Annotated in this window: 21 protein-coding genes and 1 tRNA gene; 7 read left to right on the top strand and 15 right to left on the bottom strand. The window is 62.6% G+C overall.

Annotated elements, in window-relative coordinates; all coding sequences use genetic code 11:
* Positions 1-257: 257 nt before the first annotated feature.
* The 4 genes from IPQ13_01035 to sucC all read right to left on the bottom strand — a co-directional run bounded on the left by IPQ13_01035 (position 258) and on the right by sucC (position 3,297).
* Complete coding sequence (locus IPQ13_01035; GenBank protein ID MBL0209491.1) at positions 258-686, bottom strand: acyl-CoA thioesterase; 429 nt, start codon at positions 684-686, stop codon at positions 258-260.
* A 43-nt stretch (positions 687-729) separates the two neighbouring features.
* Positions 730-1,611, bottom strand: a complete 882-nt coding sequence (gene sucD / locus IPQ13_01030; GenBank protein ID MBL0209490.1) for a succinate--CoA ligase subunit alpha — start codon at positions 1,609-1,611, stop codon at positions 730-732.
* Between the two features lie 120 nt (positions 1,612-1,731).
* Positions 1,732-2,133, bottom strand: coding sequence for a hypothetical protein (locus IPQ13_01025; GenBank protein MBL0209489.1), 402 nt, complete (start codon positions 2,131-2,133; stop codon positions 1,732-1,734).
* 6 nt (positions 2,134-2,139) lie between these two features.
* Positions 2,140-3,297, bottom strand: a complete 1,158-nt coding sequence (gene sucC / locus IPQ13_01020) for an ADP-forming succinate--CoA ligase subunit beta (protein ID MBL0209488.1) — start codon at positions 3,295-3,297, stop codon at positions 2,140-2,142.
* Positions 3,298-4,022: 725 nt separating this feature from the next.
* Between sucC and IPQ13_01015 the strand changes: the two genes are divergently transcribed.
* The 4 genes from IPQ13_01015 to tadA all read left to right on the top strand — a co-directional run bounded on the left by IPQ13_01015 (position 4,023) and on the right by tadA (position 6,541).
* Positions 4,023-5,219 (top strand): PilT/PilU family type 4a pilus ATPase, encoded by a 1,197-nt coding sequence (locus tag IPQ13_01015; GenBank protein MBL0209487.1) that lies wholly within the window; start codon positions 4,023-4,025, stop codon positions 5,217-5,219.
* A gap of 82 nt (positions 5,220-5,301) precedes the next feature.
* Positions 5,302-5,595: a nucleotidyltransferase family protein gene (locus IPQ13_01010; GenBank protein ID MBL0209486.1), complete on the top strand. Its 294-nt coding sequence runs from the start codon at positions 5,302-5,304 to the stop codon at positions 5,593-5,595.
* Positions 5,585-5,926, top strand: a complete 342-nt coding sequence (locus IPQ13_01005; GenBank protein MBL0209485.1) for a DUF86 domain-containing protein — start codon at positions 5,585-5,587, stop codon at positions 5,924-5,926. The genes IPQ13_01010 and IPQ13_01005 overlap by 11 nt, the downstream gene beginning before the upstream one ends.
* A gap of 129 nt (positions 5,927-6,055) precedes the next feature.
* Positions 6,056-6,541 carry a Flp pilus assembly complex ATPase component TadA gene (tadA, locus tag IPQ13_01000; protein MBL0209484.1) on the top strand — a complete coding sequence of 162 codons (486 nt, stop codon included), beginning with the start codon at positions 6,056-6,058 and terminating at the stop codon, positions 6,539-6,541.
* 132 nt (positions 6,542-6,673) lie between these two features.
* Here the strand turns inward: tadA and IPQ13_00995 are convergent, their stop codons facing one another.
* The 4 genes from IPQ13_00995 to IPQ13_00980 form a co-directional block, all read right to left on the bottom strand.
* Positions 6,674-7,642, bottom strand: a complete 969-nt coding sequence (locus tag IPQ13_00995) for a hypothetical protein (protein ID MBL0209483.1) — start codon at positions 7,640-7,642, stop codon at positions 6,674-6,676.
* Between the two features lie 808 nt (positions 7,643-8,450).
* Entirely contained in the window at positions 8,451-9,449 is a 999-nt protein-coding gene (locus IPQ13_00990) for a polyprenyl synthetase family protein (GenBank protein MBL0209482.1), read from the bottom strand.
* 219 nt (positions 9,450-9,668) lie between these two features.
* On the bottom strand, positions 9,669-10,166 hold the full coding sequence (locus IPQ13_00985) for a YajQ family cyclic di-GMP-binding protein (protein MBL0209481.1): 498 nt from the start codon (positions 10,164-10,166) through the stop codon (positions 9,669-9,671).
* 40 nt (positions 10,167-10,206) lie between these two features.
* The gene (locus IPQ13_00980) at positions 10,207-11,406 is read right to left on the bottom strand and encodes an aminotransferase class I/II-fold pyridoxal phosphate-dependent enzyme (GenBank protein ID MBL0209480.1); all 1,200 of its coding nucleotides are present in this window, start codon (positions 11,404-11,406) and stop codon (positions 10,207-10,209) included.
* Positions 11,407-11,497: 91 nt separating this feature from the next.
* Here IPQ13_00980 and IPQ13_00975 point away from each other — a divergent pair, with 91 nt between their 5' ends.
* Positions 11,498-11,956: an Lrp/AsnC family transcriptional regulator gene (locus IPQ13_00975; GenBank protein ID MBL0209479.1), complete on the top strand. Its 459-nt coding sequence runs from the start codon at positions 11,498-11,500 to the stop codon at positions 11,954-11,956.
* A gap of 387 nt (positions 11,957-12,343) precedes the next feature.
* Here the strand turns inward: IPQ13_00975 and IPQ13_00970 are convergent, their stop codons facing one another.
* The 5 genes from IPQ13_00970 to IPQ13_00950 form a co-directional block, all read right to left on the bottom strand.
* On the bottom strand, positions 12,344-13,654 hold the full coding sequence (locus IPQ13_00970; protein ID MBL0209478.1) for a hypothetical protein: 1,311 nt from the start codon (positions 13,652-13,654) through the stop codon (positions 12,344-12,346).
* A 25-nt stretch (positions 13,655-13,679) separates the two neighbouring features.
* Positions 13,680-14,294, bottom strand: coding sequence for a hypothetical protein (locus tag IPQ13_00965; protein MBL0209477.1), 615 nt, complete (start codon positions 14,292-14,294; stop codon positions 13,680-13,682).
* Entirely contained in the window at positions 14,294-15,409 is a 1,116-nt protein-coding gene (locus IPQ13_00960; protein MBL0209476.1) for a hypothetical protein, read from the bottom strand. Before IPQ13_00960 ends, IPQ13_00965 begins: the two co-directional genes overlap by 1 nt.
* Positions 15,406-16,815 carry an FHA domain-containing protein gene (locus tag IPQ13_00955; protein ID MBL0209475.1) on the bottom strand — a complete coding sequence of 470 codons (1,410 nt, stop codon included), beginning with the start codon at positions 16,813-16,815 and terminating at the stop codon, positions 15,406-15,408. The genes IPQ13_00960 and IPQ13_00955 overlap by 4 nt, the downstream gene beginning before the upstream one ends.
* 110 nt (positions 16,816-16,925) lie before the next feature.
* Positions 16,926-17,411 carry a hypothetical protein gene (locus tag IPQ13_00950; GenBank protein ID MBL0209474.1) on the bottom strand — a complete coding sequence of 162 codons (486 nt, stop codon included), beginning with the start codon at positions 17,409-17,411 and terminating at the stop codon, positions 16,926-16,928.
* A 376-nt stretch (positions 17,412-17,787) separates the two neighbouring features.
* Between IPQ13_00950 and IPQ13_00945 the strand changes: the two genes are divergently transcribed.
* On the top strand, positions 17,788-19,860 hold the full coding sequence (locus tag IPQ13_00945; GenBank protein ID MBL0209473.1) for a S46 family peptidase: 2,073 nt from the start codon (positions 17,788-17,790) through the stop codon (positions 19,858-19,860).
* Positions 19,861-20,918: 1,058 nt separating this feature from the next.
* Here IPQ13_00945 and IPQ13_00940 read toward each other — a convergent pair.
* Positions 20,919-20,993: transfer RNA gene (locus IPQ13_00940), tRNA-Thr, on the bottom strand.
* A 35-nt stretch (positions 20,994-21,028) separates the two neighbouring features.
* A complete protein-coding gene (locus tag IPQ13_00935) occupies positions 21,029-23,131 on the bottom strand; it encodes a S9 family peptidase (GenBank protein MBL0209472.1) in 2,103 nt (700 codons plus the stop codon).
* A gap of 122 nt (positions 23,132-23,253) precedes the next feature.
* On the opposite strand from IPQ13_00935, the gene IPQ13_00930 reads away from it, so the two are divergent.
* Positions 23,254-24,582 carry a PhoH family protein gene (locus tag IPQ13_00930; protein ID MBL0209471.1) on the top strand — a complete coding sequence of 443 codons (1,329 nt, stop codon included), beginning with the start codon at positions 23,254-23,256 and terminating at the stop codon, positions 24,580-24,582.
* Positions 24,583-24,585: the final 3 nt, after the last annotated feature.

Here is a 24,585-nt window from a genome sequence, read left to right as displayed (position 1 = left end):
AAATTCACCACCAAGACACGAAGACACCAAGAAAACACCAAGCTCCAACATGGCTGATTCCGGCTCAAAATCGCTTCGCGAGGCGCGTAGCGCCTGCGGGCCGAAGGCCCGCAAATTCAGGTGGCCCGGCGCGGATCACACCTAAGCGTGAGCCCGCCGCCGGGCCACCTGAATTTCATCTGCGAAGCTCGCACATGACGAGTCCCTTTGCGCCCTTTGTGGCTTGGTGGTTCTATTTCTTTGAACGCAACTTAGTGTCAGGGCTTCCGCCGCCGGGGTTTGGCGGCCGCATTGGGCTCGGCCGTCGCTTCCTTGAGCATCTCCGGCTTCCAAAGGATGGGTTCGGGGTGGCTGTTGTCGTCGGTGGCCACCATCACGAATTCGCCGCTGGTCACATCGCGCCGCGCGTTGCTCACGGGGCTGTAGACCCGCACCTCAAGCTGCACGGTGATGGAGGTGGTCCCGGCCCGGGTCACCGTGGCGTAGAACTCGATGATCTCCCCTGCCCGCACGGGGCTGTGGAAGAACAGCTCCGAGACCTTGAGGGTCACGAACACGCGGTTGTGGCTCACCAGTCCCGCGCAGATGCCCGCGGCCTTGTCCATGCGCGCCATCATGACCCCGCCGAACAGCGTGGCATTCAGTCCGATGTCCTGCTGGAGCACCATTTCGCGCGAGATGAGCATTCAAACCCCACTTTTTTCGCGGACTTTCGCGTCTTTCGCGGTTTCAGGCCTTCACGCCCAGCCGCTGCGCCATGGCCTTGCCCATGTCGGCGGGGCTCTGGACCACCGTTATGCCCGCGGCTTCCAGGGCCTTCATCTTCTCGGCCGCGGTGCCGTGGCCCCCGCTGATGATGGCGCCGGCGTGGCCCATGCGGCGGCCGGGAGGGGCCGTCTGGCCCGCGATGAACGCCACGACGGGCTTCTTCATGTTGGCCTTGACCCAAGCGGCGGCATCCTCCTCGGCGCTGCCGCCGATCTCGCCGATCATGACGACCGCGTGGGTGTCCGGGTCGTCGTTGAACAGCTTGAGCGCGTCGATGTGGCTGGTGCCGTTGATGGGATCGCCGCCGATGCCGATGCAGGTGGACTGGCCGATGCCGAGGGCCGTGAGCTGGCCCACGGCCTCATAGGTCAAGGTTCCAGAGCGGCTGACCACGCCGACGTTGCCCGCAAGGTGGATGCGGCCGGGCATGATGCCAATCTTGGCCTGGCCGGGACTGATCACGCCGGGACAGTTGGGACCGATGAGGCGGCTCTTCGGGTAGTCCGGCAGCACCCGCTTCACTTTCATCATGTCGAGCACGGGAATGCCTTCGGTGATGCACACGATGAGCGCGATGCCCGCCTCCAGGGCTTCGAGGATGCCGTCGGCCGCGCCGCTGGGCGGCACGAAGATCATCGTCGCGTTGGCGCCGGTCGCCTTGACCGCATCCTGGACCGTGTTGAAGACCGGAAAGCCTTCGACCACCGTGCCGCCCTTGCCTGGCGTGACGCCGCCCACAACGTTGGTGCCGTAATCGCGGCAGCCGATGGCATGGAAGAGGCCCTCCCGGCCGGTGATGCCCTGCACGATCAACTTGGTGTTATTGCCGACGAGAACAGACATGGGAGACTCCGCTGGGAAATTGAATCTGGGGCTTGAGAGTTGAAGAGTTGAAGAGTTGAAGAGTTGAAGAGTTGAAAAGTCGAAGAGTCGAAGAGTTTGGGCTTTGCGGCGGGAGTTCAGTCAGGGCAGTGGATCATCCTGAAAGGTATCCCAATCCCGCTCTGGCGCTGGATCCGGGACCGGCTTCGGTTCGGATGGAAGGTTGGATTTCAGGGCGCGGAGCCTGGCCAGGTAATCCTGCTTGATGGCGTCCAGCTCCAGATTCCTCTTGTAGAGGCGGGAGAGCAGCAACACGACGATTCCGAGGTTGAGGGGCGCCGCGATCCACATGATCTTGGGAGCGTGGAAGAGTGTGGCTTCCCAGGTCCGCGGGCCGGCCAGCCAGATGAAGACATACATCATGGGGAGGAGCCCCACGAGCACGAAGAAGAAGCTCCAGCCCAGGCGCCAGGCGCCTTTGTACATGACGTCCTGGTACTCCTGGTACAGGGCGTCGTACTGGGCTTTCAGGTCCTGGGCCATGGGCTGCTATTTCGTCGCTGCGACGATCTTCTTGGCCGCGTCTTCGAGCCCCTCGGCGACGATCAGGTTGAGTCCGCTTTCCGCGAGGATCTTCTTGCCCTCCTCGCCGTTGGTGCCTTCGAGGCGCACCACGACGGGGACCTGGATGCCGATCTGCTTCGCGGCCTTCACGATGCCGCCGGCCACGATGTCGCAGCGCATGATGCCGCCGAAGATGTTGACCATCACGCCCTTCACGGCCTTGTCCTGCAGGATGATGCGGAAGGCGTTCATCACCGCGTCCTCGGTGGCGCTGCCGCCGACATCCAGGAAGTTGGCCGGAGAGCCGCCGTGGTACTTGATGATGTCCATGGTGCCCATGGCCAGGCCCGCGCCGTTCACCATGCAGCCGATGGTGCCGTCGAGCTTGATGAAATTGAGGTTGAATTTGGAAGCTTCGATTTCCTCCGGAGCCTCTTCGTTCAGGTCGCGGAAGGCCAGGATGTCCGGGTGGCGGAAGAGGGCGTTGTCGTCGAAGCCCATCTTCGCGTCCAGCGCGATGACATCGCCGGTCTTGGTGACGACCAGCGGATTCACCTCGACCATGGAACAGTCTTTCTCGACGAACAGCCGATAGAGGTTCTGCAGGAAAATGACGCCCTTCTTGAACGCATCGCCTTCGAGCTTCAGGGCGAAGGCCACTTCCCGGGCCTGGAAGGCCGAAAGGCCGACCGCCGGATCGATGGCCACCCGCACGATCTTCTCGGGGGTCTTCGCGGCCACTTCCTCGATCTCCACGCCGCCTTCGGTGGAGGCGAGGATGGTGATGCGCGAGCTGGCGCGGTCCACCAGGAAGCTCAGGTAGAGCTCCCGGTCGATGTCCACGGGGTTGCTGATGAAGACCGTGTACACCCTGCGGCCCTCGGACCCGGTCTGCTTGGTGACCAGGTTCATGCCGAGCATCTGCTTGAACAGTTCCGCCGCCTTGTCCGGGTCGGTGGCGAATTTCACGCCGCCGCCCTTCCCCCGGCCGCCAGCGTGGATCTGCGCCTTCACGACGCTCTGGCCGCCGTAGGCCTTGGTGATCTGCCGGGCATCCTCGGCGTCGGTCGCGACCCGGCCATCCGGCGTCGCAACTTTGTACTGCCGGAGCAGTTCTTTGGCTTGGAACTCATGGATGTTCATGCTCACTCCGAGTTGTGCCCGGCGGGATCGTGGAGGCGGATCCTGCACCCTGGGCCAAAGGTCCAGTTTAAGAGCCGGGATGGAATCGCCAACGTTTTTTTGGAATCTTGTGACCGTATTCCGTTAAGGGCCGTTACGCAGTGGCCAGTACATTCCCGGCCACTGCGCAGCGACCTTTTATGCCGGACGGAGAACGACCCGGTGCCCGCCATGTAAGAATGCTTCATCCCCTCCGTCAAAGGACTCTCATGGCCCAGCTGGACAAGCTCCTACAGCAGATCGTGACCAGGGGCGGACGCGCGCTGCGCATCGAGCCGAACCAGCCTCCCTTCGTGGAGTTCAGCGGCGGAGGCAACGTGGCGCTGCTGCCCCAGGCCCTGCCCCCGACCATGCTGGAACACATCACCCAGGAAGTGATCCCGCCGCAGTACAAGGACGCATGGTCCCAGCAGGGACAGATCGCCTTCGAGTACCTGAACGGAGGCGTCAATTACCGCATCGCCATGGAGCGCACCGCCATCGGCAACCGCCTGAAGGCCGAGCCCAAAGACGGATTCCCCACCGGCGGCGGAATCCAGGACATCAAATTCGTGGATGTGGAGCTTGGACGCGCCGCACCGTCGGACCCGCCATCCTCGCCGGACCTCGCGGCGCTTTCCCCCGCCCCAGCCATCGCCCTGGAACTGGCCCCCTCGCCTGCGCCCAGACCCAAGGCCCCGGCGGCCATGGAGCCTGCGCCCCCGCCGCCTCCGCCCCCGGAGCCAGCGCCTAAGGTGGAATCCATCTTCGCCGGCCCCGCCGCGCCGCGGGAACTCCATCCCCTGGCCCTGGTGCTGTTCAGCGCCCTGCTGGAGCGGAAGGGCTCGGACATCCACTGCACCTGCGACGAGAATCCCATCTTCCGGGTCAATGGGGAGTTGCAGGATTTCAGGGAATGCGGGCCCATGGGACGGACGCAACTGCTGGACCTGATGCAGTCCCTGGCCACCCCTGACGCCTGGGGGAAATTCCAGTCGCGGAGCGACGCGGATTTCGCGTTCGGCTTCGATCTGGGGGGCTGCCGGCTGCGCGTGAATTTCTTCCAGGACCGCGTGGGGCCCGGCTTCGTGGCCCGGGTGATCCCCAATGAAATCCCGGACCCGGACCGGCTCGGCCTGCCGGACCCCGTCCGCCAGCTCGCCCTGCTGGCCAAGGGGCTGGTGCTCGTGACCGGCCCCACCGGAAGCGGAAAATCCACGACCCTCGCTGCCATCATCGACCTCGCCAACCAGCAGCGCATGGATCACATCGTCACCATCGAGGACCCCATCGAGTTCGTGCATCCCCGCAAGAAATGCCTCATCAACCAGCGGGAAGTCCACACCCATACCGAGAGTTTCAAATCCGGCCTGCGGGCGGCCCTGCGCGAAGATCCGGACATCGTCCTGGTGGGCGAGATGCGCGATCTGGAGACCATCGCCATCGCCCTTGAAACCGCCGTGACGGGGCATCTGGTCTTCGGCACGCTGCACACTTCGAGCGCCGTGGGCACCATCGACCGCATCGTGGACCAATTCCCCTCCGACCGACAGCAGCAGATCCGCGTGATGATGGCGGACGCCCTCAAAGCCGTCATCTCCCAGATCCTGCTGAAAAAAGTCGGCGGCGGCCGGGTGGCGGCGCTGGAGAGCCTTTTCATCACGCCCGCCATCTCGAACCTCATGCGCGAGGGCAAGATCTTCCAGATCCCCAGCGCCATGCAGGTGGGCCGGGCCTATGGCCAGCGGCTCATGAACGACGTGCTGATGGACCTGATCCAGGACAAGAAAGTCACCGCCATGGACGCCTACCTGAAGTGCCCCGACAAAGAGAGCTTCATCCAGACCATCAAGCGGGCGGGCATCAACTTCGATCCCAGGGCCGGGCAGACGGGGGAGATGTAGCAAGGGATGAAGATTGGGTTTCAATACGGATAGCGTTTGGCTCGGGGTGGCGTCAGCCCCACAATGAACCTGGGGGCGCACCATGAACCGCCAGAAAGCGATGCAGATTCTCCACGATGCCCTGCCGGGGATCAGGGAGCGCTTTGGCGTTCAGGATCTTGCGATCTTTGGATCCGTGGCTAGGGATGAGGCGGGTCCAAACAGCGATGTCGATGTTCTGGTGACCTTCGATGGGCGAACGCGCTTCCGAGCCTTCATGGGGCTCCAATTCGAGTTGGAGAGCATCCTGGGTGCAAGAGTCGATCTCGTCACCCCCAAAGCTGTGAGACCCACCTTGCGGCCCGTCATCGAACGGGACCTTATCCATGTTGCGTGACCCGAAACTCTTTCTGCAGGACATCCTGGATGCTTCTGCCAAGGTGTTTTCCTACAGCAACGGCATGACCCAGGAAGAATTTGAAGCCAACGGGATGGCCTATGACGCGGTGATCAGAAACCTGGAGGTCATCGGCGAAGCCGCCAAGCAAATCCCACAAGAACTGAGGGATGCCTCCCCGGATATCCCTTGGCGGATGATCTGCGGTTTCAGGGATCACCTCGCACATGCCTACTTCGGCCTGGACAATGACACCGTGTGGGAGGTGGTTTCGACCGAGCTTCCGGCCCTGGTCGCGGAAGCGGGGCGGCTTATGAAGTCCCTCCCATAAGAACGCCTTTCCCCAGAACCGACGGATCAAACATCTAAGTCCAGTGAATAGCATTGCCGCCCAATCCGTGGGGTTTGGAACTTTTTTTATGGCGTCGTTCTGGGGGTGAATATCGTCCCGGTGGGCGAGATGCGCGATCTGGAGACCATCGCCATCGCCCTTGAGACCGCCGTGACGGGGCATCTGGTGTTCGGCACGCTGCACACCTCGAGCGCCGTGGGCACCATCGACCGCATCGTGGACCAATTCCCCTCCGATCGCCAGCAGCAGATCCGCGTGATGATGGCGGACGCCCTCAAGGCCGTCATCTCCCAGATCCTGCTGAAAAAAGTCGGCGGCGGCCGGGTGGCGGCGCTGGAAAGCCTCTTCATCACGCCCGCCATCTCGAACCTCATGCGCGAAGGCAAGATCTTCCAGATCCCCAGCGCCATGCAGGTGGGCCGGGCCTATGGCCAGCGGCTCATGAACGACGTGCTGATGGACCTGATCCAGGACAAGAAAGTCACCGCCATGGACGCCTACCTGAAGTGCCCCGACAAAGAGAGCTTCATCCAGACCATCAAGCGGGCGGGGATCAATTTTGATCCGCGGGCGGGGCAGACGGGGGAGATGTGAAGGCAGGCTTTGGGCTCAGGGTCGAAGTGAATAAGCTCGCATGAATCAGCGCAAGTGAAGTTCTATCACGCCCAGTCCGTTGAGTGGGGATTGGGGAGAACATGCCGCCGTTCTGAAGGTGCATGCAAGTGCTTATTCATCCGTCCAACCCTTTCCAATTTCAAAAATTTTCCAGAAAACGCGCATCCCCCTGGTTCCTTGAAATAGGAAACGAAGCGGCACTCCCCCATTCGTGGACGATTGACGAAGCTCGAAGGCGTGTTCTTTCCCGGGGCACTCGGCCATGGCATCGAAGGGTCTGTGCCAGGTTTTTCTGCCATCGGTGCTGATCTCCGGCCCCTTGTCGGGCCACAAATAATCGCCCTTTTTTACATCCCAGGTTCGGCTTTTTCCTTCATGCCAGGTCTTGCCGCTGTCCTCGCTAACTTGATCGGGGTAACCCTTTTCGCCTTCCTTCCACCGGTAGGAGCCGGTGGCGGAATGGTCGTCCTTTGCTACCTTTTCCCATTTGTGGTTATTGGGTTCGTAAATGGAGACCCAGGTCTTCCCCCCGTCCTCACTCACCATGGCTGACAGGCCGTGGGTAGCCTCGCTGATTTTCCAGAAAAGGGCGTCCTTCTCTTGGTGCGCCTCGAAGCTCACGGCAACGCCATCATCCGGAAATTCCTCCACTCGAGCGGGATTTACGATATGAGGCTCCGTCGCAAAGCGTCTCCCAGGCTCCCAAGTCAGGCTGTATCCGACAAGATTTTCTATGATGGGCAAGGGAACGAAATAGCCGTCATCATTTAGATTGATCCAATTATCTGTACGAATTCTAATTTTCTCATCAGGCTTGACATAAGCACCGCCATAATAAAAATAATCTCCATTTTTATCAATTCCTATAGGTCTATGCTGGGTCTTCTTATTACCCGTGGAATTTGGCACTAAAAAAGTAAATGTAGCTCCCGATTTCCATGGCTGTTTCTCCACCGTACCATCGGCTAATTTATTATTATAGAATTTTCCATAATAAGAAAGCCTGGCCGCCTCCGCCTTCGTAACAAAGGTGGTGCCCTTGTACGCTAATTTGGTGGGGTTCGGATGACTAAAGGCCATATCCTCCACAATGCGGGAGAAAGAACAGTCCCCGCTCGGGCACCACCCCTGGACCATCATGACCAAGCCCTCAGGGGGCTTACGTTCCTTATGTTTTGGCGGGGGTCCGGGAACCTTCCCGCTCACTAAAGGAGTTACAACGCCTCCAATTACGGCGTCTTGAGGTGGCTTGCTTTGGGAGGATATAGCAGGGTTTGGGAAGTACCCAGCGACCCCCATAAAAATTAATATTATCGTATGAGTATTCATAAAAACCTCAATTACCAATTGGCACAATTATATCAAGATCAAACGATTTTGATATAACATTGCCAGTGTTCATTATTGAACTCCACTCCACAGCGACAGTGAAACTATTAAATAATTTTGTAACACCGCAAACAGTCGGAGGATCGGTTATTGGTGGTTTGACTGTAATAGGAATGTTAAACAAAGATGAAGGGCCACTGCGAATAGGTATAGGCCTAACATTAACACCGGATAATACCAAAGTATAATTCCCCTCAGTCCACTCCGCCCCATTCCGAAGTTGGACAAGCTTTTGATCCTTGTCTGCCTGTATAGGGTTTTTAAAGGCCTCATTTGGACGGTGGGGATGGATGGTTTCCAGGTCTTGAGCCTGGAATGGGGTTGGAAAAGAGAGCGAAATAAGGAAAATGTGGCGTTCCAAGATGTTGGCATGGGTTGGTTCCTGCTGGTTGATACTCCCAGCGTCTGCCTGAGTCAAGGGAAAGACAGAGCTTCCGCGATCCACGGTGATCGGGATTGATTCGCGCTCCAGATTTTCGGGTTGCTGCAGGGCAGCACCCTACTTAGTCCGCTCCAGCAATGCCTCTGGAATGTCCAGCAGCAGGGCCTTCGTTTCCGCGTCGCCATCAAGCCCCCGAATCAATTCCGAGGCGGCTGAAGACGATTTGTGGGCCAGGGTGCGGGTTTCCTGGAGGGCATCATGGGTCGCCAGCAGATCGCGCAGTTCTGCTTCATCCGAGCTTGATACGGGCTCGGCTTCGCCATTGGACCAGATGCGCTCGATGATGGGTTTCACTGAATCCGGGGTCCGCTCGAGGAGGTTCAGCATGGGCAGCGTGAGCTTGCCTTCCCGCAGATCGCTGAAGGCGGGCTTGCCCAACTGCTCGCTGGTGGCGGTGTAGTCCAGCAGATCGTCGGTGAGCTGGAAGGCCCGGCCGATCTCCAGGCCGTAACTTCGGAGCGCTTCGCAATCCGCCGCGCCGCGCTTCGCCATCACCGCGGCGGATTCGGTGCAGCCGCCGAACAGCAGCGCGGTTTTCCGTTCCTGGATGTCGAAATAATCCTTGCGCGAGGTCTCCAGGCTGAAGAGCACATCGTTCTGGATGAGTTCGCCCTCGATCATCCGTGTGGTGACTTCAGCCAGGATCTCCATGAGCCGCCAATCGCGGCCCTGGATGGCGCTGGACATGGCGTGGATGTAGAGCAGATCGCCGAAGAGCACCGTCAGGGTGTTGCCCCACATGGTGTTCAGCGTGGGCTTGCCGCGCCGCAGCTTGGCGTGGTCGATGATGTCGTCGTGCACCAGGGTGGCCGTATGGATGAGCTCGAAAATGGCGCCGAAGCGGATTTCGAGCTCCGAATCCACGCCGCAAAACCGGGATCCAAGCAGCACGAGGGCTGGCCTCAGCCGCTTGCCCTGCTGCCCGCCCCGCACATGGGCCGCCAGCTTTTCCGCCACCGCCACATCGCTGCGCAGCACCCGCTGCAATTCCACCTCCACCGCGGCCAGCTTGGGCGCGATGGGCAGGAAATAGCGGCTCAGATCAAGACGGGACATGGCACCACTGATGGACAAGTGAAAAAACTGGAACCACAGATGAACACAGATGAACACGGATGAAAACCGCTTCCTCATCCCACACCGGGTCACAGGCCCGAAAAACGCACGAATGGCCTGCGTGAAGGCGCATCCCGACAAAGGCCCGAACCTAATGCTTGGGCATTGTTATCCGTGTTTATCCGTGTTCATCCGTGGTTGATGGTTTTAATCCGCGGCTCAGCTTCGGAAGTTCGTGAACTGCAGGTCCACACCCTGGTCGTTCTTCTTGAACAGGGCCATGGCCTCTTGCAGCACGTCCTTGTCCTTGCCCGACACCCGCAGTTGATCGCCTTGGATGCTGGCCTGGGCCTTGAGCTTGCTGTCCTTCAGCGCCGCCACGAGCTTCTTGGCTTTTTCCACGGGGATGCCCTGGTTGATCTTCACCACTTGGCGCACGGTACCCTTCATGGCCTGCTCCAGCTTGCCGTATTCCATGGCGCGGATGCTCACGCCGCGTTTGTGGAGCTTGGATTGCAGCACGTCGATCACAGCCTTCAGCTTGATCTCGTCGTCGCTCTTGAGGATCAGCTCGGCGTCATCCTTCATCTCGATGTCGCTCGTGGACCCCTTGAAATCGTAGCGCTGCCCGATCTCCTTCATGGCCTGCGCCACGGCGTTCTTCACCTCGGTGATGTCCACCTTGGAAACGACATCGAAACTGCATTCAGCGGCCATGGAAATCCTCCAGAGCCACTAATGTACCAGCGCTCCACGCTCAGGCGTGCGCCCCTGCTTTGGCCATGGCCTTCAGGATGGCCTGCTCCAGGTCAGCCCACAGATCCTCGGGATCCTCGATCCCCACGGACAGGCGGAGCAGGCCGGCGCCGATGCCGCTGTGCGCCTTGGCTTCCGCATCCACGACCCGGTGCGTGAGCGCCGCGGGATGCTGGATCAGCGTGTCCACGGAGCCCAGCGACACCGCCGGCGTCATGAGCTTCACGCCCGCCATGACCTCCGAGGCGAATTCGAAATTCTCGACCTCGAACGCGATGAGCGAACCGGGGCCGCGCATCTGCGTGCCGATGAGGCCGCGGGGATCTCCGCCCTCCAGGCCGGGATAGTGGACGGCCTTGACGCCCGGGTGGCCTTGGAGCTTCCGGGCGATGGCCATGGCACCGGCCTGGGCCGCGCGGACGCGCAGAGACAGCGTGGGAAGGCCGCGATGCAGCAGGTAGGCGGCGAACGGGTGCAGCACCGAGCCGGTGATGACCCGGACCTTCCGCAGTTCCGTGGCCCATTCGGCATTGGTCGCCACCACGCCGGCCAGCACGTCGCCGTGGCCACCGAGGAATTTCGTGGCGCTGTGCAGCACCAGCGTGGCGCCGAGCTTCAGCGGATTCTGCAATACCGGCGTGGCGAAGGTGGAGTCCACGAGTACCGGCACGCCGCAGGCCTGGGCCACCACCGATTCGATGTCCAGCAGCGTGACCGTTGGATTCGCGGGCGTCTCAGCGATCACCAGGGCCGTATCCGAGCGCAGCGCTTCGTGGATGCCATCCGGCTCCGCCCAGGTGACATCCAGGCCGAGCATGCCCGATGCGATCAGATGGTCCGATCCGCCGTAGAGCGGCCGCACGGCGACCACGTGGCCGCCCCGTTGTTTGGCCGCCAGCAGGCAGGCGGTCATGGCCGCCATGCCCGAGGCGAAGGCCACGGATGCATCGGCGCCTTCGAGCTGCGCCAGGGCTTCTTCGAAGCGCCCCACGGTGGGGTTGTAGAGGCGCGAGTAGACCGGATTGTCCTTGTCCTGGCCGCCCATGGCCATGAGTTCCAGGCTCTCGCCGCCGCGCGCCAAGTCCTTCAAGGGGTAGGTGCTGGAGAGGTCCAGCGGGGGCGCATGGACGCCGAGCGCGGCCAGATCTTCCCGTCCCGCGTGCACCGCCAAGGTTTCAAAGGAATGGTCTTGGTGCGCCATGGAAGCCTCCGGGGCCGGTTTCGGTTGCATTCAGTGTGGATTTCGCCCAATTTGGTTTCAGCCGAATTGATTGCGGAGTTTACCCGTGAAAATCGAACTTGACCGAATAGATTTCGAATTATTAGTGCTATTACAGAAGGATGCTCGGCGATCCAACAAGGAGCTGGCCGCCGCGGTGGGGTTGGCCCCCTCAAGCTGCCTGGCACGGGTGCAGCGCCTCCGGGAGACGGGCGCCCTGAGGGGTTTCCATGCGGAGGTGGACCCGGAATGCATGGGCATCGGCCTGCAATCGCTCATCGCCGTGCAGCTCCAGAAACACAGCCGCCCCATCGTGAAAGCCTTCTGGAAGCACGTCCTGGGCCTACCCGAGGTCCTGGCGGTCTTCCACGTCACCGGCGAATACGATTTCCAGATCCACGTGGCCGTGCGGGACGCGCACCATCTGAGGGACCTGGCGCTGGACGCGTTCACCACGCGGCCCGAAGTCTCGCGCATCGCCACCAGCCTCATCTTCGAATCCATCCGGAAGACGGAATTGCCGAAGCTTTGATAACAAATTGCGTTTAAAAATAAGGTTTTTCACGGAATTGAGGGAAAAGCTAACCACGCGGAGGGCAGCGGAGGCGCGGAGGGTAGCGGAGAAAAGAGTCTGGCTTTCGTTCTAATCAGGTTAGGTGGGGGTTGAGGGCCGGATGCCGTTGCCGGAATCGTGGCACATAGGAAACCCAGGAAAGAGCCAAAGATGGACCCGCCCCTTTACTTCCTCCGCTTCCCTCCGCAATCTCCGCTACCCTCCGCGTGGTGTTTTTAAGACGCCACGGTGCCTGCTCTTAACTGAAACAGTCGCTACGTGCCACTTCCCGCATATCCGTGAAGAGCCATTCTTTTGAATGCAAATTCGGATGTGACTGAGATGCGCGCGTATCGCGGCCCTGCGCTATCCCAGCGCCCGCTCCGCCAGCCGCCCCAGATCGGCGGTGCCCTGGCTGTTGGCGAGGGATTTCGCCACCGCAATCAACAGGGCGGATTGGGCATGGTCCGGCAGCATGGGCAGGAGATCCAACAACGCCGCCATGCTGAGGAGGTGCTGGCTGTGATTGAAGGCGGGATCGTTCTGGCTGGCGGCTTCGGCGAGGACCTCCAGCACCGCCTCCGGCCCCTGCGCCTCCAACAATGATTGGGCCAGGTGCATCGCCTGGGGCGGTTCCGAATCGAGAATCGCGTCGAGAAGACCGGCGGCCAGATCCCCGGGCATCTGCCGCGGCGCTTTCGGCCTCACGCGGCCTTCCGCTTCGTCGGTGGGAAACAGATTCACCAGGGCCGCCGCCTGGGCATAGAGCCTCGGGTCCCCGCCTTCCATCTGCCTCAGGGCATGGGTCGCGAGATAGATGAACGTGCAGGTGGTCTTCCCTTCCAGATCGCGCCGCGCGTCCAATTGCTTTTCCGAGGCGGCCAGCGCCAGCATGGCCAACAGGTCAGCCCCGCCGATGCCGTCGCGGATCCTGGCCATGAAGCGGTCCAGGAGTTCCACCAAGCCCAGATCGCAGATCTCCCGGGCACCCGCCGCATGGGTTTCGGGGTCCAAGCCCGCGGGACGCAGTTCCACGCGGAGGGCTTCTTCCCTGATCCGTTTGCCGGCCCGCTGGTTCCAGAAGGTGTCAGTGAGTTCCGTGGCGGCGAGCCATGCGGCCAGCGCCAACATGCGCTTGCCCGTGGCCTTGGGCGATTCCAGCGCCAGGAACAAATCGCCCAGGTGATGCGCCATCACCGCTTTGTGGCCGACGTTGGCCATATCGTTCTGCACCAAGGCGCCCACAGCCAGGAAGTCGTCCAGCGTCGGCGCTTCGATCCCGAGCATCTCGCCGTAGGCGATGGCCGGCCGCTTTGTCGCGATAGCTGCCCGCACATTCCGCCAGGAGCCGCTGCCCCGCCCGATGGAAGCCAGGCCGCCCGTCCCGGACCGCCGCCCTTCGTGGGCGAAGGCATGGAGCTGGGTGGCGAGGATCCGGTGGAAGCTTTTCTCGGCGAGCAGCGGGCGCACCCGGAACACGGCCCGGAGGCCCATCAAGCCATGGGGCACGTTCGGCAGATAGGCGTCCCAATCGATGAGGGGAATGAGCGTCTTGACCGCCTCCCTCACCGCGTCCCGGACGCCGTCCGGCGCCTGGATCCGCGCCGCGAAGGTCCTGAAGAAGGCCTCGTCTGGCTGGTCTAGTTGCGACTTCCAGGCCTCTTCCGGATTGCTCATCGGACTCCGCGGGAAAGCATCCATTCTAGGTTGGAATGCCGAAGGCTTCCGCCACGCGGAGATCCCAATGATGCTGGTAGGCCCGTTTCCACACCAGCGAACCAGGCATGAGCTGGGCCTCCATCAGCCGTTCCTCCAGCTCCTTCCGGATGGATTCCTGGCCGGCTCCCAGCTGGGCCTCCGCCAGCGCCAGCAGAGCCTTCCGCGCCGATCTTTCCGCATCGAAATGATCCAGGAAACCCGGCGCGTCCGGCGGGGGCGCCGAAGCCTTTAGCCGCTGCCAGGTTTCAAAGGCGATGCGGGCTTTCGGGTCCGAGCGCAATGGCTCCGAGACTCCGGACCAGGCGCCGAAATCCGCGGCGGCCGCCTCGCCGCGCTGGAGGGCCTCCCTCGTCTTCAGGCCTTTGGCCACATCCTTGGCGATGTGTTCCACCTTCACGAAGGCTCTCGGGCGGGGCCGCCGGGCGCGCCGTTCGAAGTAGGCGCCCATGGCGTTGACGATGAGTTCCGCCGGAACGCTTTCGCCTTCCCACACCTGGAGCTGGCGGAAATCCTCGCTGCTCAGGAAGGCGCTCCGCCCATGCAGGTGGTAGGCCCACTCCGCCTCCATCCAATCCCATTCTTCGCGGGAATAGACCATCAGGACCGTTGCTTGGTGAGCGTGAAGGCGATGGGCTTGGCCTTCACACCGATGGAGGTGATGGTGCCCGTGAGCGTCTCCCGCGTGTAGGACCCGCTGCCTTCCACGGGACCGCTGCCGGTGCTGGTCTGGCTCTGGTTGGCCGGTGCGCCGGCATGGCCTCTGTAATCCACGTTGAACTGGGAGGTGCCGGACGAATGGCCCTTGGCCTGGAAAACGCCATCCTTGGCCTTGCCCGCCAGGTCTGCGCTGACGCTCATCTGCATGGTCATGCCGATGCCCATCGTCGCCCCGGCCATTCCGAGGCCTTCCATGTTGCCCTTGAGCTCGTAATGCATCTTCAGGTTGCCCTCCCGGTCCACGTCTGCGGTCATGGGGCCTTGGAATCGGAACGTGATGGGAGGCGCGCCGGTGCTGGCGTCGTACTGGGGCGTGGTGACCCAGGTGACCTGCCCCGCATAGCGCCCGGTCATGGCAAACCCGAGGTTGGCGTCGCGGGCATCCTGATTCCGCTTATCGTCGGCCAGCTTGGTCACCTTGGCCGCCACGTAGGCGTCATAGGCCTGGCCTCCGCCCTCCGCGCCCACGATCGCCCCTGCAGGTCCCGCGATGCTGCCTCCCGCAGCCCCCAGGCCCGCCGCCCCCTTCTTGCCCAGAGCATTGATGAAGATCGCGGCGGCTCCGGTGGTGTCGCCCTCCGCCAGATAGCCTCCGGCGGAACTGAAGGCGTCGAAGATTTCGATCAGATCCCCCACAATGCGGATCTTCCGGATGGTATTCGCCTTTCCCGACTGGCCAGCCTGCCAGGCCCGGGCATCGGCGCCCTTGGTGGCACCGGACATCTGCTTGGCCGCATGGCGATTGCCCTTGGCGGCGTCTTCGAAAGCCTTCTGGGCTGTCTCCAGCGTCTTGTCCACGCCTTCGGTCTTGGCGGTGGTCACCGTGGTGCCCACGGTTTCCATGGCATCCCACAAGGCCTTGCTGCCATCTTCGGGATTGACGTTCAGGATCGGGTCCAGATGCGCGGAATCCCCGGCGGTGCCCTGGGCCACGAGCCACCAGGCCGGAAGGACGAGGGCGATTGCCAGTGAGAACATGATGGTCGGGCGTCTCATTTCAGCGCTCCGTAGCAGGCGTTGAAGCTCATGAGGTCCATGCGTTCGGGAATGAGCTCCGCGCCGTCCCGGCGGAAGACCACCCCCAGAAACAGGTCCGGACTTTCCCGATGGTGGGCCATGACCAGCACCCGGGTATCCGTGTCCACGAGGGCCGTGGGCTGGAAACCCGACCAGGCCTTGCCGGGCAGATTCCGAAGGGCCTTCGCGGAGTCCGATGGCGTATCCGGAGCCTTGGCGATGGCCGCTTCTCCCATGGCCAGCAGCCGGATGAACGCGAGGCGGGCAGGCTGGTCGTAGGAGGCGCTGAAGGTGGCCAGGGACTTCACCACCTGGGCGAATTGGAGGCTGCACGCCACACGGCAGGCTTCGCGGGCCTGGGCCTTCGCCAGCCAGGGAAGCGCCGCTTCAAAAGACGTATTCGCGGCAAAAGCCTTTTCGAAAGCCTTGAGGGTCTGGGCGGTCACCATCCCCACCGCCGGCGGCGCGTAGGCCTGGAGGCGCGTCCACCCGAGCGTTCCCCCGTAGGGAGGCGCTCCGCCCCTGCGCAGCGCTTCGCCAGGCACCATTTCCATGTCGGTGAGCTTTTCCTGGCCCTCCCACTGGGTCACCAGGGCCGTGTCGGACCAGGGATGGTAGAAGAGCACCGCCTGGCGCTTGCCGATGCGCGGACCGCCGGCCATCACGCAGGTGCGGAAGAAGTAGGTCCATCCCGCCTCGGGTTCCACCGTGGGCCATAGCGCCTGGTTGAGCTCCGTCAACCGCTTCGGAGCCATGGCTTCGGCGAAGGCCTCTCGTGGGTTCTTCCCGGCGTTTTCGCGGAAGGCCAGGACGCCCCGCAGGTTCCCGCCTTGGATCAGGCCGCTCCACAAAAACCAGGCTCCGCCCAGCAGCAACACGACACCTGCGCCCAGGGTGATCCAGAGTCCGGTGTGGGATTTTCCGCCAGCCACGGGCCGGCGAACGGGCAAGGGCGGCGGAGCCGCCACCGGCGAAGGCAGCGGGGGCGGGGAAAAAGGGCGCTGAGGCGGCTGGACGGGCGGCAGGGGTGGCGGCAACACCGTCGCGGGAAGCGGGGGCGGCATGGCCGCCCTGGCTTCGGGCCGAGGAGGCGCGAGCCCTTCAATCTTCAATTGGATAGCGCCCAATTTCAGGGAATCGCCCTCGGACAAGGTGGCCATGCCCTGGATCCGGACGCCATTGAGCCAGGTGCCGTTGGTGGAATTGAGATCCTTCACCGTCCAGCGTTCGTCCACCTTGTGGAAGACCGCGTGGTGGGTGGAGACGCTGGAATCCTCGATGAAAATGCCATTGTCCTGGGCCCGGCCGACGGTCAGACCTTCCGAGAGTGTGAAACGACGGCCATCCGCAGGCAGGACGAGACAGGGCACCAGCGCCGCCGCCATCAGAATCTCCCCTTGGACGGCCCAAGCGGCTCCGTGCCCGAAGCGCTGGCCGGTCGGCAGATCACGGTCTGGATGAGGCGAACCGCGCTTGTCCTGGTCACGGCCAGCTCCTATCGCTTCCCGAGGACTTTCTGGACCTCGGCGTCGTGGTTGGCGTTGCTCCACTTCTTGGCGATTTCCATGTCCATCACCTTGTCCGTGTACACGATATCCCGGATCACGAGCCGGGCCGTGGCTGCCGCATCCGAGCCCGCCGGAAACATTCCTTGGACCGCGCTGCCGGGCGCGATGCCCGGATACTCGCCATAGCCGCCTTCGCCTTTGCCACCGTCCACCAAGGATCCGTCCCCCTTGAAGACCAGGACCGTCCAGCGGATGCTATCCACTTTGCGGTCGGAGAGATTGCGCAGCGTCACCTGGAAGGCCGGCACCGGCCCGATGGAGCGGGACAATCCGCTAACCTCCACAGGGCAGATTCCCGCCTGGAGCAGTTGGGCCATCGGCATGCCCTTGGCAGCCTGCTCCTTGGGACGGCAGGACACGGCAGTGACCGCGATGAGCGCGCCGATCAGGATTTGTTTCAGGGCCGAATGCATGTCGCCTCCTGGCGCATCGCGTCCAAGTCACGGGCAGGACCGCGCTGTGAGCATCACTGGCGTGTCCCCTTCCCGTGGATGAAAAAGCTTGAAACGTGGCATTGCGAAAAAGCCGGATGGTCTCGATGGATGAGCGCAGGTAATGTGGGCACTGATTCAGCCCGGAATGGCCAGGATCAGGGCGATGGAATCAGCATTGCACCCTTCACCGGCACGTCAAGTCGATGAAGGTCCAGGCGGCCGGTCGACGGCATGAGCCATTAAATTCCCTATCGTGGATGCTGTCTGCGGCTCAAAATGGACCCTTTGCTTCGCCGATCTTCCGAGCCTCCAGCCACAGAGTGTCTTCATCCGAATTGCTTTTTCTGGATCCCCCATGCGCCTCCCGCCCCTCCTCTTCGCTGTTGTCGCCATGTCCGGGCTCCAAGCCGATGAGGGCATGTGGACCTTCGACAACATCCCCGCCAAGACCATCAAAGCCAAGTACGGCGTCGAATTGGACACGGCCTGGCTGAAGCGGCTGCAATTGGCCACGCTGCGCTTCCCAGGCGGCACCGGGGCTTTTGTGAGCCAAGACGGCCTGGTGGTCACCAATCACCATGTGGGCCGCGACGCCATCGCCCAGGTGTCCACGGCGAAGGTGGATCTGGTGAAGGATGGGTTCGCCGCCCATTCGCGCGATCAGGAGATCAAGGTGCCCGGCCTCGAGTTGATGATGCTCGTGTCCATGGAGGATGTGACGGCGCGGGTGAACGGCGCCGTGAAGCCAGGCACCGCGGACAAAGATGCGCTCACGGCCCGCCGCAACGCCCTGGGCGAGATCCGGAAAGCCGAAGAGGCGAAGACCGGCCTCACCTGCGAACCCGTGAGCCTTTACCAGGGCGGCGAGTACTGGCTCTACCGGTATCAGAAATTCACGGACGTGCGCCTGGTGGCCGCGCCGGAGTTGCAGGTGGCGGCCTTCGGCGGCGATCCGGACAACTACACCTACCCGCGCCACAACCTGGACTTCTCCCTCTTCCGCGTCTACCAGGACGGCAAGCCCTACCGGCCCGCCGCCTTTCTGCCTTTCCAGCCCAAGGGCGCCGCCATCGGCGAGCTCACCTTCATTTCGGGCCATCCCGGCACCACCTTCCGGCAGCAGACCCACGCCCAGATGACTTATGCGCGGGATTTCGGGATCCCCTTCCAGCTCCGGTCCATGGCGCGGCAGAAGCAGGCGCTCCAGGTTTTGTCCGCGACTTCGCCCGAGGCCCGGCGCCTTGCAGCAGATGCCATCTACGGCATCGAAAACGGCTTCAAGCGGCTCTCAGGCCAGTTGCTGGGGCTTTCGAAATCCGAAAACCTGCGCAAGGTCCTGGACGGTGAAGCAGCCTTGAGGGCCGCCGTGGCCAAGGATTCCGCCCAGCAGGCCAGGGTCGGCGAAAGCTGGTCGCGCGTGGCGCAGGCGGTGGAACGCCAGAAGGCGATGCTGAAGGCCTACACCTTCATGGGTCCCCGCAGCGTGGCGCTCCTGGGCCATGCCCTGACGCTGGTGCGTCTGCCGGACGAAGCCGCCAAGCCTTCGGAGAAACGGCTCATCGAATTCTCAGACGGAAACCTGAAGGCCACCCGGACAAGGCTGGCCTCGCCCCGGCCAATTGAAAAACCCGTGGAAGCCGCGCGTCTCGCCGCTGGCCTGCGCGAAGCCGCGGATGAGTTGGGGGCCGCCCATCCCTTCGTGAAGGCCATGCTGGGAGGCCTGACGCCCGAGGCCGTCGCCAAGGCCGCCGTGGAAGGCACGAACCTGAACGATCCCGCTGCTCGCAAGCAGCTCGCCGAGGGTGGCAAGGCCGCAATCGAGGCCAGTGTCGATCCCATGATCCTGCTCGCGAAAAAACTCGACCTGCTGAACCGGGCCGCGCGGAAGCAGTGGGAGGATGAGGTCACCAGCGTGTTCAGCGAACACGGCGCCCGCATCGCCGAGGCCCGCTTCAAGGCTTTCGGCAAAACGCTCTATCCCGATGCTACGTTCACGCTGCGCCTGGGATTCGGGCCCGTCACCACCTATGCGACCGGCACCGGCACCAAGGCCCAGCCTTTCACGACCTTCATGGGGATGTACGACCGCCATCTGGGCTGGGGCGGCAATGCCCTGGCCGCGGAGGACGGGGCCTGGACGCTGCCCCAGCGCTGGCTGGACCGGCAATCCAAACTCGACCTCAGCACGCCCTTCAACTTCATCTACGCCTGCGACACCGTGGGCGGCAACAGCGGCAGTCCGGTGCTGAACGTGAAGGGCGAATTCGTCGGCATCAATTTCGACAGCGTGTACGAAGGACAGGGCGGCTACTACGTCTACGACGCGGACACCAAACGCGCCGTGGCCACCGATGCCCGCGCCATCCTGGAAGCGCTGCGGAAGATCATGGACGCCGGCCAACTGGCGGATGAGCTGACCGGGAAATAGGATCGCAATCTCGAATTTCCACAGCTTGTCCCGTAAAAAGCAAAAGAGCCACATTGCTGTAGCCCTTTTGCCTTTTCTGGAGCCGGCGAAGGGATTTGAACCCCGCCTCCGGCCGCGGGCTGGCTGCGCACGGGCATCGCCTGCGGCGACCGCCCCGGAACGCTGCGCGCCCCGTGGCTTGCCCTACCTGCGCGCCATCCCGATCGGGGGTTCAAATCCCGGGACCGCATACGCAGAAGCAGTGGGCTGAACTCTCGTTCCTCCCACTGCGATCTTTGGAGCCGGCGAAGGGATTTGAACCCCGCCTCCGGCCGCGGGCTGGCTGCGCACGGGCATCGCCTGCGGCGACCGCCCCGGAACGCTGCGCGCCCCGTGGCTTGCCCTACCTGCGCGCCATCCCGATCGGGGGTTCAAATCCCGGGACCGCATACGCAGAAGCAGTGGGCTGAACTCTCGTTCCTCCCACTGCGATCTTTGGAGCCGGCGAAGGGATTTGAACCCCGCCTCCGGCCGCGGGCTGGCTGCGCACGGGCATCGCCTGCGGCGACCGCCACGGAACGCTACGCGCCCCGTGGCTTGCCCTACCTGCGCGCCATCCCGATCGGGGGTTCAAATCCCGGGACCGCATACGCAGAAGCAGTGGGCTGAATTCTCGTTCCTCCCACTGCGATCTTTGGAGCCGGCGAAGGGATTTGAACCCCGCCTCCGGCCGCGGGCTGGCTGCGCACGGGCATCGCCTGCGGCGACCGCCACGGAACGCTACGCGCCCCGTGGCTCCCTACCTGCGCGCCATCCCGATCGGGGGTTCAAATCCCGGGACCGCATACGCAGAAGCAGTGGGCTGAATTCTCGTTCCTCCCACTGCGATCTTTGGAGCCAAGGATTTGAACCCCCCTCCCCCCCCCCACCCCCACTCCCATTACAACCCCCCCACCACACCCAAACCTACGCCCCCGTGGCTTGCCCTACCTGCGCGCCATCCCGATCGGGGGTTCAAATCCCGGGACCGCATACGCAGAAGCAGTGGGCTGAATTCTCGTTCCTCCCACTGCGATCTTTGGAGCCGGCGAAGGGATTTGAACCCCCGACCTGCTGATTACGAATCAGCTGCTCTACCCCTGAGCTACACCGGCCGAATGGGTAAGTGTGCCCTGAAAGGGGCGCGGGATCAAGGGTTGAGGCTGATCTTGATGCCGAGCGACTTGGCGGCGAAGGCCCATTCATCGGCGGCTTCATCGATGAGTTTGGCGGTGGGCTTGCCAGCGCCGTGGCCGGCATTGGTCTCGATGCGGATCAGCGCAGGGGCCGGGCCCGACTGGTCGGCCTGGAGCTGGGCCGCGAACTTGAAGCTGTGGGCGGGCACCACGCGGTCATCATGGTCGCCAGTGAACACCAGCGTGGGCGGATACTTCACGCCGGGCTTCAGGTTCTGGAGCGGGCTGTACTTGATCAACGAATCGAAATCGGCTTTGGTTTCGCTGCTCCCATAATCGCTCTTCCAGGCCCAGCCGATGGTGAACTTGTGGAAGCGGAGCATGTCCATGACTCCCACATGCGGCAGGCAGGCGCCGAAAAGATCCGGCCGCTGGGTCATGCAGGCGCCCACCAGCAGCCCGCCGTTGCTGCCTCCGCGGATGGCGAGTTTGGGGGTGGACGTGTATTTATGGCTGATGAGCCATTCGGCCGCGGAGATGAAATCGTCGAACACGTTCTGCTTGCGCTGCAGGCGGCCCGCATCGTGCCACTCGGAGCCATACTCGCCGCCGCCCCGGAGGTTGGCGAGCGCATAGACGCCGCCCATTTCAAGCCAGGTGAGGGTCTGGACGCCGAAGCTGGGCGTCAGCGAGATGTCGAAACCGCCATAGCCGTAGAGCAGCGTCGGATTCTGGCCATCCAGCTCCAGGCCCTTCTTGGACACCAGGAACATGGGGATCTTCGTCCCATCCTTGGATTTGAAAAAGACCTGCTTCGTCTCGAAGGCCTCGGGCTTGAAATCGACTTTCGGGCGCTTGAACACCGATGATTTCCCCGTGGTGAAATCGAACCGGTAGACCGTGCTCGGATAGGTGAAGGACGTGAAGGCGTAGAAGCCCTCCTTGTCCAGGCGGCGCCCGCTGAAGCCGCCAACGGTGCCGAGGGTCGGCAGCGCGATGTTCCGCTGTTTCTTGCCGTCCAAGCCGAAGACCTCGACCTTTTCGTTGGCGTCGTGCATCCAGACCACCACCAGGCGGTTGTCGATGAGATCCACGGACCGCAGCACGTCTTTCCCCTGGGCGATCAGCGTCTTCCAGTCCTTGCTCTCGGGCCGGCCCCGCTTGATGGCCACCAGCTTGTGCCGGGGGGCGTCCTTGTCGGTGCTGACGTAGAACAGATCGCCGTCATTTCCGACCACGCTGTAGTCCGCGTCGAAATGATCAAGGAAGGGCTCGATGGCGGAGCCGGGCAGGGACAGATCCTTCAGGAAGATCCGGTTCTTGTTTTCGGTGCCTTCGCTTTGGTGGATCAGGAGCCACCGGCCGTCCTCGGTGACCTGGGCGCCCAGGCCCCAGTCCGGGTGGTCGGGGCGTTCGTAGACCAGGACGTCCTGGGCCTGCTTGGTCCCGATCTTGTGGAAATGGACCTTCTGGTTCTTGTTCACGCCTTTCATCGCATCGCCCTTGGCGGGAGCCGCGTAGGCGCTGTAGTAGAACCCAGAGCCATCCTTCGCCCAGGAGGCGCCGCTGAACTTGGACCATTGGATTTCATCTTCGAGGTCTTTGCCCGTGGCCACGTCCCGCACCTTCCAGGTGATCCAGTCGCTGCCGCCCACGGAGATGCCATAGGCCAGCAGCTTGCCATCCTCGCTGGCCGAGATGCTGCTCAGGGCGATGGTGCCGTCCTTGCTCAAGGTGTTGGGATCCAGCAAAACGCGGCCGCCATCCTTCAAGTCTCCGGTCACGAAGAGCACGGCCTGGTTCTGCAGTCCGTCGTTGCGGTTATAGAAATACTGGCCGCCGCGCTTGAAGGGCACTCCGAAGCGCTCGTAATTCCAGAGCTTCGTGAGCCGTGCCTTGATGGCCCCACGTTCGGGAATGGCATCCAGGTACGCGCGGGTCACCTTGTTCTGGGCTTCCACCCAGGCCTTGGTGTCCGCTGCATTGTCATCTTCCAGCCAGCGGTAGGGATCCGCCACCTTCGTGCCGAAGTACTCGTCCACCACGGCCTCCCGCCGGGTTTCGGGGTATTTGAAGGGGGTCTGGGCCATGAGCGCGGTGGCGGCGAGCAAGGTCATCAGGGGAATCCTCATGGGGGTCTCCGAAATCCAAAGGGCAATTAAGCATCGCATGATGATGGCATTCGGGGTGACCATAATGGGAGTCAGTGGTAGGCTCCCCACAACAATCGGAGGCAAGATTGGCCGCATCGAGCAAGAAAATCTTCGTACTCGACACCAACGTCCTATTGCACGACCCCAACGCGATTTTCCATTTCCAGGAACACGATGTGGTGATTCCCATCGTGGTTATCGAGGAGATCGACCACTTCAAGAAGGACCAGACCGAGATCGGCCGGAATGCCCGGACCGTATCCCGCCAACTGGACCGCCTGCGGGAAAAGGGCAGCCTGAGCGTGGGCGTCAAGATGGACGGCGGCGGCACCGTGAAAGTGGATGTGGCCATGCATCCGCTGGACCTGGGCATTCCCAGCCTGGACAAGCACCACGCGGACAACCATATCCTGGCCTGCGCCCAGTCCCTGCTGAAGTCCCGCAAAGAAAAAGTCGTCCTGGTCACCAAGGATTCGAACCTGCGCATCAAGGCGGATGCGGCGGGCCTGCTGGCTGAGGACTACACCACCGACATGGTGGAGCTGGAGGAGCTCTACACCGGCACCTCCACCATGGATGTGGACGGCGCCCAGATCGACCAGCTCTTCGACAAGGGCATGGCTCCGCCCGAGGACCACCGCCTGAATCCCAACCAGTTCATCACCCTCCAGGACCGGGCCAATCCCAGCCATACGGCCCTGGGCCGCTTCTACCAGTCCGACGGGCTCATCCATCCCATCAAGCGCCTGGAGCAGCCCCCGTGGGGCATCAAGCCCCGCAACCGCGAACAGCAGTTCGCCCTGGAATTGCTCCTGGACGATTCCGTCCAGGTGGTCACCCTGCTGGGCAAGGCCGGAACCGGCAAGACGCTGCTGGCCATCGCCGCGGGCCTGGTGCAGGTCGTGGATGATGAGCGCTACCACAAGCTGCTGGTGAGCCGCCCGGTCATGCCCATGGGCCGGGACCTGGGCTACCTGCCCGGAGACGTGGACGAAAAGCTGCGGCCCTACATGCAGCCCATCTACGACAACCTGGATTTCATTGTGGCCGCCAACATGGACATGCGCCGGCGCTCGACGCTCACGGCAGGCCAGCTTGAAGAAGGCGGCTACCTCAGCATCGAGCCGCTCACCTACATCCGGGGACGATCCATTCCGGAACAGTACATGATCGTGGACGAGGCCCAGAACCTCACGCCCCATGAGGTGAAAACCATCCTCACGCGGGCCGGAGAAGGCACCAAGGTGGTGTTCACCGGTGATCCGCAGCAGATCGACAATCCCTATGTGGACGCCAGCACCAACGGCCTGAGCTTCCTCGCGGAGCATTTCAAGCGCCAGGATGTGAGCGGCCATGTGACCCTGACCAAAGGCGAGCGCAGCAAATTGGCGGAGCTTGCCAGCAATCTCCTCTGATGC

This window comes from Holophagaceae bacterium, assembly GCA_016720465.1.
In the GTDB taxonomy this organism is placed as follows: Bacteria; Acidobacteriota; Holophagae; order Holophagales; family Holophagaceae; genus JANXPB01.
Note: the sequence above shows the minus strand (reverse complement) of the source record. Positions and strands in the feature narration are given on the sequence as shown.

Excerpts from the sequence above, each read along its gene's own strand:
- IPQ13_01035 (MBL0209491.1), bottom strand. The coding sequence starts at position 686 with ATGCTCATCTCGCGCGAAATGGTGCTCCAGCAGGACATCGGACTGAAT.
- sucD (MBL0209490.1), bottom strand. The coding sequence starts at position 1,611 with ATGTCTGTTCTCGTCGGCAATAACACCAAGTTGATCGTGCAGGGCATC.
- IPQ13_01025 (MBL0209489.1), bottom strand. The coding sequence starts at position 2,133 with ATGGCCCAGGACCTGAAAGCCCAGTACGACGCCCTGTACCAGGAGTAC.
- sucC (MBL0209488.1), bottom strand. The coding sequence starts at position 3,297 with ATGAACATCCATGAGTTCCAAGCCAAAGAACTGCTCCGGCAGTACAAA.
- IPQ13_01015 (MBL0209487.1), top strand. The coding sequence starts at position 4,023 with ATGGAGCCTGCGCCCCCGCCGCCTCCGCCCCCGGAGCCAGCGCCTAAG.
- IPQ13_01010 (MBL0209486.1), top strand. The coding sequence starts at position 5,302 with ATGAACCGCCAGAAAGCGATGCAGATTCTCCACGATGCCCTGCCGGGG.
- IPQ13_01005 (MBL0209485.1), top strand. The coding sequence starts at position 5,585 with ATGTTGCGTGACCCGAAACTCTTTCTGCAGGACATCCTGGATGCTTCT.
- tadA (MBL0209484.1), top strand. The coding sequence starts at position 6,056 with ATGCGCGATCTGGAGACCATCGCCATCGCCCTTGAGACCGCCGTGACG.
- IPQ13_00995 (MBL0209483.1), bottom strand. The coding sequence starts at position 7,642 with ATGGCCTTTAGTCATCCGAACCCCACCAAATTAGCGTACAAGGGCACC.
- IPQ13_00990 (MBL0209482.1), bottom strand. The coding sequence starts at position 9,449 with ATGTCCCGTCTTGATCTGAGCCGCTATTTCCTGCCCATCGCGCCCAAG.
- IPQ13_00985 (MBL0209481.1), bottom strand. The coding sequence starts at position 10,166 with ATGGCCGCTGAATGCAGTTTCGATGTCGTTTCCAAGGTGGACATCACC.
- IPQ13_00980 (MBL0209480.1), bottom strand. The coding sequence starts at position 11,406 with ATGGCGCACCAAGACCATTCCTTTGAAACCTTGGCGGTGCACGCGGGA.
- IPQ13_00970 (MBL0209478.1), bottom strand. The coding sequence starts at position 13,654 with ATGAGCAATCCGGAAGAGGCCTGGAAGTCGCAACTAGACCAGCCAGAC.
- IPQ13_00965 (MBL0209477.1), bottom strand. The coding sequence starts at position 14,294 with ATGGTCTATTCCCGCGAAGAATGGGATTGGATGGAGGCGGAGTGGGCC.
- IPQ13_00960 (MBL0209476.1), bottom strand. The coding sequence starts at position 15,409 with ATGAGACGCCCGACCATCATGTTCTCACTGGCAATCGCCCTCGTCCTT.
- IPQ13_00955 (MBL0209475.1), bottom strand. The coding sequence starts at position 16,815 with ATGGCGGCGGCGCTGGTGCCCTGTCTCGTCCTGCCTGCGGATGGCCGT.
- IPQ13_00950 (MBL0209474.1), bottom strand. The coding sequence starts at position 17,411 with ATGCATTCGGCCCTGAAACAAATCCTGATCGGCGCGCTCATCGCGGTC.
- IPQ13_00945 (MBL0209473.1), top strand. The coding sequence starts at position 17,788 with ATGCGCCTCCCGCCCCTCCTCTTCGCTGTTGTCGCCATGTCCGGGCTC.
- IPQ13_00935 (MBL0209472.1), bottom strand. The coding sequence starts at position 23,131 with ATGACCTTGCTCGCCGCCACCGCGCTCATGGCCCAGACCCCCTTCAAA.